Raw genomic sequence first — 12,926 nt, forward strand, 5'->3', positions numbered from 1 at the left:
TGGATTAGCCTCCAACAGTTGCACGTCCGACACAGGAATAGCTGAAACCGTTTTCTGCCATTTCGGTCGGATCATAAACATTTCGAAGATCGACAACGATCGGGTGCGCAAGCGCATCCTTGATACGATCAAGGTCCATACCGCGGAATTCGTTCCACTCGGTCAGGACAACCATCGCGTCTGCGCCGTCGATCGCGTCATACGCACCATCGCAATATTCGATCCCGTCCAGAAGCTTCTGCGCTTCTTCCATTGCTTCGGGATCGAATGCCTTGATCCTGGCACCAGCAGCCGTCAGCGCCGGGATGATATCAAGGCTCGGCGCGTCACGCATGTCATCGGTATTGGGCTTGAACGCCAGACCAAGGATGCCAATCGTTTTGCCCTCAACCGAACCGCCACATGCTGCAATCACACGATCTGCCATCGATTTCTTGCGTTTCGCATTCACATCGACCACAGTTTCAATAATGCGCAGCGGGCTGCCATGTTCCTGGGCGGTACGCACCAGCGCCAGCGTATCTTTCGGGAAGCAGGACCCGCCATAGCCTGGACCAGGATGCAGGAACTTCTTGCCGATACGGCCATCCAGACCGATGCCGCGCGCAACGTCATGCACATCTGCACCAACTTTTTCACACAGATCGGCGATCTCGTTAATGAAGGTGATCTTGGCTGCCAGGAAGGTGTTGGCTGCGTATTTGATCATTTCCGATGTTTCACGCGTGGTGAAAACAATCGGCGTTTCAATCAGATACAGTGGACGATAAAGATCGGACATGACTTCGCGGGCCCGCTCGTCACTTGTACCGATGACCACGCGGTCCGGGCGCATGAAATCGCCAATCGCCGAGCCTTCTCGCAGGAATTCCGGATTGGAAACCACGGCAAAATCGGCATCCGGGCGCTTTTCACGGATAATACGTTCCACTTCACGTCCGGTCCCGACCGGAACCGTCGATTTGGTAACGATCACGGTAAAGCCGTCCATTGCCTCGGCGATTTCTTCGGCCGCAGCATAAACATAGCTCAGATCGGCATGGCCATCACCACGACGGGTCGGAGTCCCGACGGCGATGAACACCGCATCAGCATCCTTCACACCTTCTTTAAGATCGGTGGTAAAAGTCAGGCGCCCTGCTTTTACGTTATTTTCGACCAGAACATCCAGACCGGGCTCGTAGATTGGCATGATACCGTCTTCAAGACGGGCGATTTTTTCCACATCCTTGTCGACACAAACCACGTCTGTACCGAACTCGGAGAAACAGGCACCGGAAACAAGTCCAACATATCCGGTCCCGATCATTGCTACGCGCATGGATGTTTATTCCCAATTTAGAACGAACTGACCGAAACAGTTGTTGCCCGTTCCGGTCAGTTCTTGTTGAAATTCAATAATTATTCTGCTGCTTCGCCTTCGGCGAATTCATGAATGAGCTCGCGAACATCGTCGCGCATATCATCGCGCGCAAGCGCAAATGACATGGTCGCCTTAAGAAAGCCGATCTTGTTGCCGCAATCAAAGCGACGGCCTTCAAAACGGTATCCATAGAACGGAACGTGACCGATCATGGCTGCCAGTGCGTCGGTAAGCTGGATTTCATTGCCAGCCCCGCGCGGGATGTTTTCGAGAACTTCGAAAATACCCGGATCAAGGATATAGCGCCCAATTGCCGACAAGGTTGACGGCGCATCTTCGGGTTTCGGTTTTTCAACCATGCCGCATGCACTGACCAGACGGCCATTGGTGCCTTCGACTTCCAGAACGCCATAGCGCTGGGTTTCTTCGCGCGGCACGTCCATTACGGCAACCATGTTGCCACCGGTCCGGCCATAACTTTCGACCATCTGCTTCATGCATGGCGTTTTCGCCTGGATAAGGTCATCTGCCAGAAGAACCACAAACGGCTCGTCCCCGACCAGAGACTTGGCACACAGAACCGCATGACCAAGACCAAGCGGATTACCCTGACGGGTATAGGTCACACGACCGTTTTCCGGGATCATGGCAAGTGCTGTTTCCAGCGCGTCGGTTTTGCCGCGTTCGGTCAGGATGGCTTCAAGTTCGGCGGATCGGTCAAAATGGTCTTCAATTGCCGTTTTGCCGCGACCGGTCACAAAGATGAATTCTTCAATGCCTGCGGCGATGGCCTCTTCAACAGCGTATTGGATAAGGGGCTTATCAACAACCGGCAGCATTTCCTTGGGCATGGCCTTGGTTGCTGGCAAAAAGCGGGTTCCCATACCTGCAACCGGGAAAACAGCCTTCTTGATCTTTCTCGACATTCACAACTTCCCTTTTCAACCGCTGCACGCCCCTTCGTTCAGAAAGTGCAGGCAAATATGCTTCTGCCACATTTCAAGAACATCTATCAAGCGAGCGCACCAATAATTCACGCTAATCTTTACATAGCCGTAACAAAAGGCTTCGCGCGGTGTTGATTTGTGCAGCCAGATAGTCTGATCCCCCATGATCGGGGTGGACCGCCTTGATCTGGATCTTGTAAGCCCGATTAATTTCCGCGCGGGTGGCATTGGCCCCCACACCAAGGATTCGTCGAGCTTCATCTGCAGTCATGTCCGCCGTGCTGGCACTTTCGTTATTGCCCTGGCTTCTTTTGCCATTGTTGCGGTCGTTTCCCCTGAAATGCGCATCGTGATCGCCATGATCTCTCTGTGGCCATTCCCGCCAACCCGAACAATCGGGCCGACGATCAAAATAGGCTTCCAGAACCGTCCGGCTTTGGTCCGTTGCACGACAACAGTCAACAAAAAGCAACTGCAGGTCGTCAACCCCCAAGCTGTCTAAATCTTTTCCGGCAAAGGATCCGGTCAACACCGTTCCCTTCATTTGTCCGGTTTCAAGATCAAGCAGCATATGCAAAATTTCCGTGCGAATTTCAGATATTCCACCAACACCACCGGTGCTGGCAGATCCTCTGCCCATCTGTCCCGGACGCGCCCGGCGCCGGTAATGGGCAAAGACCCGACGAAACAATGGCCATAAAAAACCGAGTTTCATCATCCGCACCAAAAATGGCATTGTTACGGCCAAAGCTGCTGACATTGCGGCAATTTTACCGGTCAAAAGTAGCCAGATTGCAAGCAAGACCAGAAGCCCTACAATCAGGAACAGACCAATTTTGCGGACATCTTTCGGCTCGACCTCAGCCAGCCAGCGGATCAGAAACCCGACAGCAACAAAGACCGCAATACCGATTAAAACCCACTGCATCAGGAACGTTTCCGCAATTGATGGCCAAGCATCAGGACATCATCAGACCCGGTTTTCTTCTGATACAAAGACAAACCGTCGTGCCCACCGACCGCATAGCTCGCCACCGCGCCAAGCAATTTGCGAAGCTTTGCAGCAGAATGCGCATCAAACTGCATGAAGGCGCCACCCGTAATACGGGCAATTTCACCAAAGGCGAAACTGGCATCGCGGTCATTTCCTTCCTGGAACATGAAGGCCTTTACCCCCTTTAACGCCAGACGCCCGGCCATCGGCGCCAAATGGTCCGGGTTTTCTTCGATGCAGTCACCGACATAAATCAGGGCATTTATATTGTGGGTGTCGGCTTCACGTTCGACATGGGCAAGTACACGTTCGATCTGGGTATGACCGGCATGGCAGCTGACCTTTGAAATGTAGTTGCGCAGCGTGCCGGCATTGCGACACCACCCGCTTGCCTTGCATTCAGACAGACCGCGAAAGAACACAAGCTGAATATCAAGTGCGCCGATGCCATCCACCGCGTCAAACATTTCGGCCTGAATTTCCGCCGCCCGGTCCCAGCTTGGCTGGCGGCTGGCAGTTGCATCCATGGCAAAGATCAGTCGCCCCTGCGACGGACCCGATGCCGGTGCATGCACAGCAAGATCACGCGCATTCTTAAGGAAGTCATCGACTTCCCTGCTGCTTGACGTGTCAGGGATAATATCTTTGCGGCTCACGGTGACCTGCCTGCTTTATATGTCGTTTGGACTGTGTCGGGTCCATCAAGATATAGGCCGCAGGCGGTCAGATCGGCAACTCTTCGCCCTCTGCCGGTTTGAAGCCGATCACTTCGAGCAACGATCGCACTTCCTGACGGGCAGCCATATGGGACATGCTCATCGGGATACCGACACCTTTTTCCCGCAGGTCCAGCAATGTCAGCCCCTTGAGAAACAGCTCGCGGTAAATGACACGTTCCCCGAAGCCCGGCGCCTGACGGAACCGGATGCGGTCGGCAAGCTTTTCGACAATTTCGGCGATATCGCGCTTGTTACGGGCATCAAGATGGGACAAACGGTTGCGCATGACGATCCAGTCAATGGTCCCGCCATCAATCGCCGCCCGGCGTTTGCGCGCATCCCACACCATTTCGGCATAGATGCTGGGCCCCTTGATCGCCAGACTGTCGGGATCAATCCGCGCAAGCATGTCCAGATCGATGAAGCTGTCATTGATCGGTGTAATCAATGTGTCGGCACAGGCATGGGCAAGACGCGACAGATAATTGTCACTGCCCGGGCAATCCATGACCACGAAATTGCAGCTCAGAACCATTTCGCCCAACGCGGTTGTAAAGCGTTCGCGTTCGTCAAGCTTGGCCTCGTTGGCATCAGGAAGTTCGCTGCGATATATCGGTCGATGATCGGGCACCGGAAGCTTCAGACGCTTTTTCTCGTTGAATGCCGTGCGGTTTTCGACATAACGCGTCAGGGTTCCCTGACGGGCATCGATATCAAGCGATCCGACCTTGAACCCCATCTTCATCAGGGAAACAATCAGATGCATCGCCGTGGTCGACTTGCCTGATCCCCCTTTTTCGTTCCCGATCACGATCACATGGGCGCGGTTGGACTGCGGTTGTTTGTCCGTCGCAGTCTGTTGGCCTGCGCTGTCCCCGTTGGCGCTGGTCTCTTGCACCGTCATGAATGTCTGCTCCGTTATTCAGGCTTATTGGTTGTGTCCCCAATGACCAATCACCCCAATGAGCCACTTTATCCGTAAAAATCAAGGTAAAAGAAACTCATCTCGACAATGTCGAACGACTGACCACTAGCCAATCCTTATGCACAAAGGTAAAGATAAGGGTAGCACAGCGCAAAAATGCGCCTGAAAACAAAATGAAAGGACGCGATGTGAGGTATCGGGCGGCGGTGTTTGGCGCCATATTTGCCAGCTTGGCGATTTCTGTGCCGCATATGGCATCAGCCCAACAGGCCGGTGCATTTGAACAGATTCCCGCCGATCAAAGCCCCGTTAACTTCACAACACAGCTGGATGGGCAGACAGCCTTCCTGCGCCAGTATCGCGACAACAGCACGGTTTTTGTGGGTCGATGGTTCGCACCGCGCACCCCGAAGGAGCCGCAAACAGCGGCAAGCGACCTTTATCTCGAAACCGTTTACACGACATCGGCACCCGGTTTCCGGTTCAGCACCGCCATGGCACCGGACCGTCTGCTTGACATGTTTGACGCACTAAAGGACCGCACCGCCATCAATGGCAAGGGCTTTGTCCAGGATACGCGCTATGGTCCGGTTGCCCTGACGCCGTTTGTCCGTCAGGGGTCACAATGCGTGGCCTTTGTCGGTCAGTGGGATCCGCAAACCCAGACACAGCGCGGCAGCCGTATTCTTGGCTATTACTGCACCCCCGGCCTTGTCCAGGCCCAGGCAGGCGTGGTTTCACCGCAGAATGCACTGCCGATGATCGACGCCCAGCAATTCGCCGCCGCGTTCTTTGGCAGGCTGATGATCGAACTTCCGGAAAATTCGCCCGCCACTGCCGAAGTGGCCCCGTCCGTCGATACCGATCAACCCGCCGGAACCACGACACCGCCACCAACAGATGGCATCCGGATCACAACCAACTGGCAAGGCGTTCGCGGCACAGGCATGCTGCGTTTTGATCAGCCTTCCGGCGAAGGCACCATGATCCTTGATGACGACCAGCGCCATTGCGAAGGTATCTGGCGCCACGAAGGCGGTGCATATCAGACCGGAACTTTGCCGTTCGGCAGCTGGTATGTTTACTGCAATGACAGCAGCTTTGCCCGCGGACATTACACCAGTGAAAGTGCGGCAACCGTTACCGGTGACGGACAGGACAACCAGGGACAGGCTGTCTATTTCCGTCAGGCAAACTGACCAGACACACCATCATTTAAATTTCCGCCCCAACGAAACGACAGAATATGACCGCAGATATCCAAACAATCGTCATTGGCGCAGGTGTCGTCGGACTGGCTTGTGCCCGTTCTCTTGCCAATACCGGCCGTGAAGTTCTGATCATTGAACAGCATGATGCAATCGGCACGGAAACAAGTGCGCGCAACAGCGAAGTCATCCATGCCGGGATCTATTACCCGAAGGGCAGCCTGAAAGCCAAACTGTGCATTTCCGGCAAGGAAATGCTGTATCGCTACTGCGCGGAAAATGGCATTGATCACAAACGCACTGGAAAACTGATCGTTGCCACCGCCAAGGACCAGCTTGATGCGCTTGGCGGAATTGAAAAAAAGGCCCGTGAAAATGGCGTGATGGACCTTGTCTGGCTTAGTCAGGAAGAAGCCCTTGAACGTGAACCCGCCCTGAATTGCGTCGGTGCCCTTCACAGCCCGTCCACCGGCATCGTTGATTCGCATCAGTTAATGGTGACGTTGCTGGGCGAAGCGGAAAATAACGGTGCCACGCTAGCCCTCAATACAAAGGTCACATCAGTTGATCACGCAAACGGGCTTTACACGGTGACGACCCGTGATGCCGATGGCGAAGAAATGAGCCTGACCTGCGCCGAACTGGTGGTGGCGGGCGGATTGCACAGCCAGACGGTTGGTCGCAACTTTGCCGGTTTGCCATCCGACACCGTTCCGCCGCAACATTATGCGCGTGGATGCTACTTTACCCTGTCGGGCAAGGCCCCCTTTTCCACCCTGATTTATCCGGCACCAGAACAGGCCGGTCTTGGTATTCATCTGACACTTGATCTGGGTGGACAGGCGCGGTTTGGTCCGGATGTCACATGGGTTGATCAGCCAAATTACGATGTTCCCGAGGAACGCCGGTCTGCCTTTGCCGAGGCCATCCGCAAATATTACCCTGACCTCAATGAAGATGCCCTTCAGACCGGTTATGCCGGGGTTCGCCCCAAAATTCAGGCCCCCGGCGAAGCCGCCCGCGACTTCATGATCGCCGATGAAAAGGTCCATGGTCTTAATGGACTTGTAATGCTCTATGGTATTGAATCACCCGGACTGACTGCGTCACTTGCGATCGGCGCCCGGGTAACCGACCTGATGACACAAAAAGGCGACCTCCAAGCGGCATCGTGAAGCCATTTTGGGCAACCAGCGACGGGTAAAGAATGGGAAAAGCACGCCAGAAAAATTCGGTTCGGACACAGGACAGGGCATTGCTGCCAGATGGTCGGCATCCTTCATCCACCATGTCGCGACGCCGTTTTCTTGCAAAAAGCATGTTGGGACTTGGCAGCGCCTTGATGGCGTCAAGCCCGCTTGCCCTTCATGCCCAGCAACTTGAACCATTTACCATTGCGCCGAACAGTCTGAGTTCCGGCCGCGGATCCGGGATTGATACCGGAAAGCCGAAAGTCGAATTCACCGACGAGATGCGTGACTATGTGATTGCCATCAGTCGTTGGGCAAAAAGCTATCGCAGCGACTTTTCGATTGTCGCGATGAACGGGCTTGAGCTGACCGAATATCTGGAAACCACCCTGTTTGCCGCCCGCGGCACCGCAGAACCCGCACGCGATTATTTGCGCGCCCTTGACGGTATCATGACCGAAGCACCGTTTTTCGGTTATGACAATTACGGCGAACCGACCGAGGACGAGGAAAGCAAATATATCCTCGGCTACCTTGAACGGCTGAAATATGAAGGCCTGAAATATCTGGTCGTTGATTATACCGACAAACTCGGTGATATGCAGACCGCACGCCAACGGCTTTCGGGGCTGGACGCCCTTTATTATGCTGCCCCGCCACCGGGCATGCAGCTTTCAAGTCTTGCGAAGGTCCCAAGCACTCCGATCAATTCCAACCCGCATGTGGTCGACAATCTGCGTCAGGCCAAAAACTTTGCCATGGTTCTGGACAGTTCGCCATATGGCACCAAAGACGCCTATATCAATGCGCTGGCCCAAACCAACTACGATACGCTGATCATTGATCCGTTCCACCGGGGCACCATCCCGCTGACCTATGATGACATGAAGCGCCTGCGCTACAAAAAGACCGGCACACCGCGCACCATCATGGCCTATATCAATGTCGCGACGGCGGAAACATATCGCTATTACTGGCAAAGCAACTGGCGCGCCGGTTCTCCGGACTTTGTCGGCGAAGGCAACCTTCTGGCCCGCTGGGGTCAGGAACATCACGTCTATTACTGGAAACGTGAATGGCAAAGCCTGATTTATGGCAGCGAGAACAGTTATCTTGGCGGCATCATGAAGCTGGGCTTTGACGGCGCCCTGCTTGGGGGTCTTGATGAATATGCCTGGTGGCTTGATTACTGATCCCGTTCTACCGAAAAACGACATTCACGCATAAATGATCGTATCGTCGTGCCTTCGCGACGACTGGCATTTGACGTCCTTGGCGGGCTTGGGCACTGTAGGGCATTGATAAAATATAATCTGCCTTGCAGAAACAGGAGGCCAACTTGTCCGAACCGATCATCCATTACTTTTTCGTCCAGTCGCCCTGGTCGTTTTTCGGTTTTCGCCGCGCCGTCGACATTGCCAAAAAACATGGCGTCGACATCATTCACAAGCCCTGCCGTGCGGCAGATGTCTGGGAACATGGTGGCGGCGTGCCCCTGGCAAAACGACCGAAACCGCGTCAGGAATACCGCCTGGTAGAACTTAAACGCTGGTCGGAATTTCTTGATCTTCCGATCAATCTGCACCCCAAATTCTTCCCGGTCGACGAAACCTTGGCCGCGCGGACCATCATTGCAGTCCAGGAAGACGGCAAGGATGTCACAGACCTGACCGAAACCCTTATGGGCGACATCTGGCTTCGTGAACGCGACATCACCGATCCGGCTGTTATTCGCGATGCGCTTTCGGCAAGCGGGCTGTCACTGGAATATCTTGAAAATGCAGACCTTCCGGAAATTGCCCGGATTTACGATGACAATTGCCAGACCGCGCGCGATCGCAACATCTTTGGTGTTCCGACCTATTTCGTTGGCCATGAAATGTTCTGGGGACAGGACCGGCTTGATTTCGTTGACCGCGCCCTTGGCTAAGTCCCGGGCTTGATCGCCTGCGAAAACATCATCCACAAACGAACGGGGCGGGAAATTTTCCCGCCCCGTTCGTTTGGTTTTTGATCAGATCAGCAACCAGATTTCTTGTCCCCTCAGACAAGGCGTTTGACGTGATCGACAACAAATCCGTCTGACGACGGATAGGTGTTTTCGATCATGGCAAGGGCCTTCATCTCGTCGCAGGCTGCAACTTCACGGGTTTGCACATCCGCCCAACGGTCATCAAAGATATCGTGGGAACGGTTTTCCTTGACGCATTCGCGAACGGCCTGGTTGTGCAATTCAACTTCGAAAACGGTCTGGCGATGGTCTGTGAATGCAGACATTTCCGCCGATCTCCTTACTTTTTTGTCCGGCGGCGCCGCCCAGACGCCGTCGTGTCCTGAACCGGGAATCTCAACTACAAGATACCCAACCATCAGCTTACGTTTCGTGCCTTAACGAGCCGTAAATTGTCCGGTTAATTCGTATTTCACGGTTAATTACTCCGGTTTCAAGTGCGATTTTGTCATAGCTGCATCTCCGTCAAACGCCCGGTCAGCGGTGATCAGCGCGCATAGCACGCAAAAAATCGCGACTGGAAAATTGATTGTCACAAATGAAGCCACAATACCGACCGGATCGCGTTTTTTATGCGCGATTTCCGATCAAAAAGAATCATATCCCGTTCCCAAATGGATCACTTCCGCGCGCCGACAACATGCTGCAGCGCACAGGTCGCGAAATAATATTTCAAAGCAAATGCGCAATGATCATAAAATTCCACGCCATCATCACGCCCCAACCGAAACGTTCTTTTTTTGCTGTTCGATGAATTTGAAATTGATCGGATCGGCAATGCATCAAACATAAAAGAATAAGCAGGCATCAGCCTGCACCAGAACAATGATGCTGCCAGGAGGCTGCAATAGGATGAACGTCTTTTCCGATACCGCATTTGATGACCATGAACAGGTCGTGTTTGCCAGTGACGAAACCACTGGCCTGAAAACCATCATTGCCGTCCACAATACCAATCTTGGTCCGTCGCTTGGCGGTTGCCGCATGTGGCCGTATGCCAGCGAACAGGAAGCCATTCATGATGTGCTTCGCCTGTCGCGCGGCATGACGTACAAGTCAGCCCTTGCCAACCTTCCGCTTGGCGGCGGCAAATCCGTGATCATTGGCGACCCGCGCAGCCAGAAGACACCGGAACTGTTCCGCGCCATGGGCCGCGCTGTTGAACAGGTGGGCGGGCGTTATATCGTCGCCGAAGATGTCGGCACCAGCCCCGAAGACATGGAACAGATCGCAAGCCAGACCAAACATGTCGGCGGCATCAATGACGGTTCCGACCCGGCGCGCACCGGTGATCCATCACCGTTCACGGCCTATGGCGTGTTCATCGGCCTTAAAGAAGCCGCACGCTTCAAATTCGGCAGCGATGATCTGACCGGATTGCGGGTTGCCGTCCAGGGTCTTGGCCATGTCGGCTATCACCTTTGTCAGATGCTCCATGATGCGGGGGCCAAGCTGATTGTCGCAGACCTGAACAATAACAGCGTCACCGCCGCGGTTAATGCCTTTGGCGCCACCGCGGTTTCGGTCGACGATATCCTTGCCACCGAGGCCGATATTCTTGCGCCCTGTGCGCTGGGCGGGGTGATCAATGACAAGACCATCGAAAAATTGCGGGTCGGTATCATTGCCGGTGCCGCGAACAATCAGCTCGAACATGACCGCCATGGCGACATGTTGCGTGAAGCCGGCATTCTTTATGCCCCTGATTACGTCATCAATGCCGGTGGCGTGGTAGAAGTCCACTATTGCCGCGAAGGCAAGCCGGTGACCGAAACCAACAAACATATCGAAGGCATCGCGATCACCGTGCGCGAAATCTTTGAACGCGCCAAACAGCAAAACCTGTCGACCGGCTTTGTCGCCGACCGCCTGGCCGAAGAACGTTTTGGTCTGACCCGCAAGGCGGCCTGATCGTCAGAATCAGCAATTTAAAAGGCGGGGGAATATCCCCCGTCTTTTTTGTAACCATATGTTGTCGCCGTCGGCCCGTCATGAAGGCCCGTGTGCCTGCCCGAACAACGCGATCAGACCATCGGCAAGCGCGCCCCGCCAAACCAGATAATCATGCCCCCCGGCATATTCCCGATAGGTCACGTCATATTCTTTGGCCAGCAACACATCGCGCAGATGTCTGTTGCTTTCGAGAATACCCGCGACATCGCCACGTCCGGTTTCAAACAGCCCCGCCATCATGAAAATACGCACCGGACGTTTGTCGGTACGGGCAAGATGGTATGACACATATTCGTTCTGATCAGCCGGTGTTCCGTCTGGCGACCACCAGAATGATCCCGACATTGATAATACATTTCCGAACAATTCAGGATGGCGCACTGCGATGGTCATTGACGCCAGTCCACCATAACTTGAACCGCCAATGACGATGCGATTTGATGCAAAGTTTGTCCCGAACCGTTCAAAGACCACCGGCATCAGATCATTTGCCAGCACATCGGCAAAAACAGGATTTCCCGGCAATTCGCGGCCGCGCGCATCCCCGTCGGGATTGGCAATGAAAGCAACCGAAACCGGGGGCAAAACGCCCTGTTCGATCAGATTATCAAGAATTGCCGGTGTCGGAACGGTTTCCCGATATTCACGGGAATCAAAAAGCACAAGCAGCACATTCTTTTCATTGCCCGGATCAAACCCGTAGGGACGGTAAAGCGTGATCGTCCGCTTGTTGCTCAAAACCGGACTATCAAATTCGAAATCCCACAAGGTGCCCTTGTTTGATGCGTTTCCGGCCATGCCGGGCTGCTCTGGCGCATGATCAAGTTCGATCACCGATTTCTGATTGTAAATGTCGGGCGCATCATCCGGCCACACATTCGGATTAAGCGGATCGGCCTGTGCCGTGGCAAGGATCGCGACCCGGCGTGCGCGCACATCAGCATCAAATTCCGGAATGTCGCGGGCGATCTTGTAGGAAAGCCTTGTACTGTCTGGCACCACAAAGCTTTTGAACCAGATGTCACTATCCCCCAAACGTTCAAGGAATTCGTGATCATTGCTTGGCGCACCGAGGATACGACCATTACGTTCAAGGCCACGGGCAAGAAATGTCAGAACAACATTGCTATCCGTGCGGGGCTCGACAAGTGGCGCGCCCTGTTGCGAAACCAGCGCCCAAAAGGCGTCCGTCCCAGCACCTGCTGCAACCGCCTTTGCGGCATTGGCAATCATCGGGCTTTGATACTGACGGGCGGGCGGGATCTGGTCTTTGCGTTCAACCAGATGGTCGAACGTCATTGTGAATGCGGCACCGCTGGTGCTTTCGGCGGTGATCCGCACTTTGGGATGATCGGTTGGTGCCACAAAGAAAAACCGTATCTGACCAGAAGCATTACGCGCCAGTTCACGCATAACCTTTTCATCGGCATCCAAAAGTTCGACCGTGACCGGATCATGATCACTGTCAACCAGCCCGGCCACATAACCGCCCGAACCAATCCGGACGGCGATGTCAGTAGCTTCACCACGAGAAGCAAGCTGTCCGTGCACAGACAGTTGTTTTTCGTCAGGACCGGCATGAAGCGCCCCGGAATATGCAAGGGTCATCAATCCCA

12 protein-coding genes are annotated in these 12,926 nt (G+C 54.3%); 5 read left to right on the top strand and 7 right to left on the bottom strand.

What is annotated here, in order from left to right; all coding sequences use genetic code 11:
• Positions 1 to 4: 4 nt before the first annotated feature.
• From M9H61_RS06495 to M9H61_RS06515, 5 genes are all read right to left on the bottom strand, one after another.
• Positions 5 to 1,321 (bottom strand): UDP-glucose/GDP-mannose dehydrogenase family protein, encoded by a 1,317-nt coding sequence (locus tag M9H61_RS06495; RefSeq protein WP_101247680.1) that lies wholly within the window; start codon positions 1,319 to 1,321, stop codon positions 5 to 7.
• Positions 1,322 to 1,401: 80 nt separating this feature from the next.
• Entirely contained in the window at positions 1,402 to 2,289 is an 888-nt protein-coding gene (gene galU / locus M9H61_RS06500) for a UTP--glucose-1-phosphate uridylyltransferase GalU (RefSeq protein WP_068518570.1), read from the bottom strand.
• Between the two features lie 112 nt (positions 2,290 to 2,401).
• On the bottom strand, positions 2,402 to 3,238 hold the full coding sequence (locus M9H61_RS06505; RefSeq protein WP_250284027.1) for a molecular chaperone DnaJ: 837 nt from the start codon (positions 3,236 to 3,238) through the stop codon (positions 2,402 to 2,404).
• Complete coding sequence (locus M9H61_RS06510; RefSeq protein ID WP_250284030.1) at positions 3,238 to 3,960, bottom strand: VWA domain-containing protein; 723 nt, start codon at positions 3,958 to 3,960, stop codon at positions 3,238 to 3,240. The genes M9H61_RS06505 and M9H61_RS06510 overlap by 1 nt, the downstream gene beginning before the upstream one ends.
• Before the next feature lie 67 nt (positions 3,961 to 4,027).
• Positions 4,028 to 4,927 carry a division plane positioning ATPase MipZ gene (locus M9H61_RS06515; protein WP_068518573.1) on the bottom strand — a complete coding sequence of 300 codons (900 nt, stop codon included), beginning with the start codon at positions 4,925 to 4,927 and terminating at the stop codon, positions 4,028 to 4,030.
• A gap of 194 nt (positions 4,928 to 5,121) precedes the next feature.
• Between M9H61_RS06515 and M9H61_RS06520 the strand changes: the two genes are divergently transcribed.
• The 4 genes from M9H61_RS06520 (at position 5,122) to M9H61_RS06535 (ending at position 9,276) form a co-directional block, all read left to right on the top strand.
• Positions 5,122 to 6,147 carry a hypothetical protein gene (locus M9H61_RS06520; protein ID WP_250284031.1) on the top strand — a complete coding sequence of 342 codons (1,026 nt, stop codon included), beginning with the start codon at positions 5,122 to 5,124 and terminating at the stop codon, positions 6,145 to 6,147.
• Between the two features lie 47 nt (positions 6,148 to 6,194).
• The gene (locus M9H61_RS06525; protein ID WP_250284033.1) at positions 6,195 to 7,331 is read left to right on the top strand and encodes an NAD(P)/FAD-dependent oxidoreductase; all 1,137 of its coding nucleotides are present in this window, start codon (positions 6,195 to 6,197) and stop codon (positions 7,329 to 7,331) included.
• 113 nt (positions 7,332 to 7,444) lie between these two features.
• The gene (locus M9H61_RS06530; protein ID WP_250284035.1) at positions 7,445 to 8,539 is read left to right on the top strand and encodes a hypothetical protein; all 1,095 of its coding nucleotides are present in this window, start codon (positions 7,445 to 7,447) and stop codon (positions 8,537 to 8,539) included.
• A gap of 146 nt (positions 8,540 to 8,685) precedes the next feature.
• The gene (locus tag M9H61_RS06535) at positions 8,686 to 9,276 is read left to right on the top strand and encodes a 2-hydroxychromene-2-carboxylate isomerase (protein WP_250284037.1); all 591 of its coding nucleotides are present in this window, start codon (positions 8,686 to 8,688) and stop codon (positions 9,274 to 9,276) included.
• A gap of 113 nt (positions 9,277 to 9,389) precedes the next feature.
• Here the strand turns inward: M9H61_RS06535 and M9H61_RS06540 are convergent, their stop codons facing one another.
• The gene (locus tag M9H61_RS06540) at positions 9,390 to 9,623 is read right to left on the bottom strand and encodes a hypothetical protein (protein WP_068518736.1); all 234 of its coding nucleotides are present in this window, start codon (positions 9,621 to 9,623) and stop codon (positions 9,390 to 9,392) included.
• A gap of 586 nt (positions 9,624 to 10,209) precedes the next feature.
• Here M9H61_RS06540 and M9H61_RS06545 point away from each other — a divergent pair.
• Positions 10,210 to 11,268 (top strand): Glu/Leu/Phe/Val dehydrogenase dimerization domain-containing protein, encoded by a 1,059-nt coding sequence (locus M9H61_RS06545; protein ID WP_250284039.1) that lies wholly within the window; start codon positions 10,210 to 10,212, stop codon positions 11,266 to 11,268.
• A 78-nt stretch (positions 11,269 to 11,346) separates the two neighbouring features.
• Here M9H61_RS06545 and M9H61_RS06550 read toward each other — a convergent pair whose 3' ends face one another.
• Complete coding sequence (locus M9H61_RS06550; RefSeq protein WP_250284041.1) at positions 11,347 to 12,918, bottom strand: alpha/beta hydrolase-fold protein; 1,572 nt, start codon at positions 12,916 to 12,918, stop codon at positions 11,347 to 11,349.
• Positions 12,919 to 12,926 lie beyond the last annotated feature (8 nt).

The organism is Thalassospira sp. GO-4 (genome assembly GCF_023588965.1).
Classification (GTDB): domain Bacteria; phylum Pseudomonadota; class Alphaproteobacteria; order Rhodospirillales; family Thalassospiraceae; genus Thalassospira; species Thalassospira povalilytica.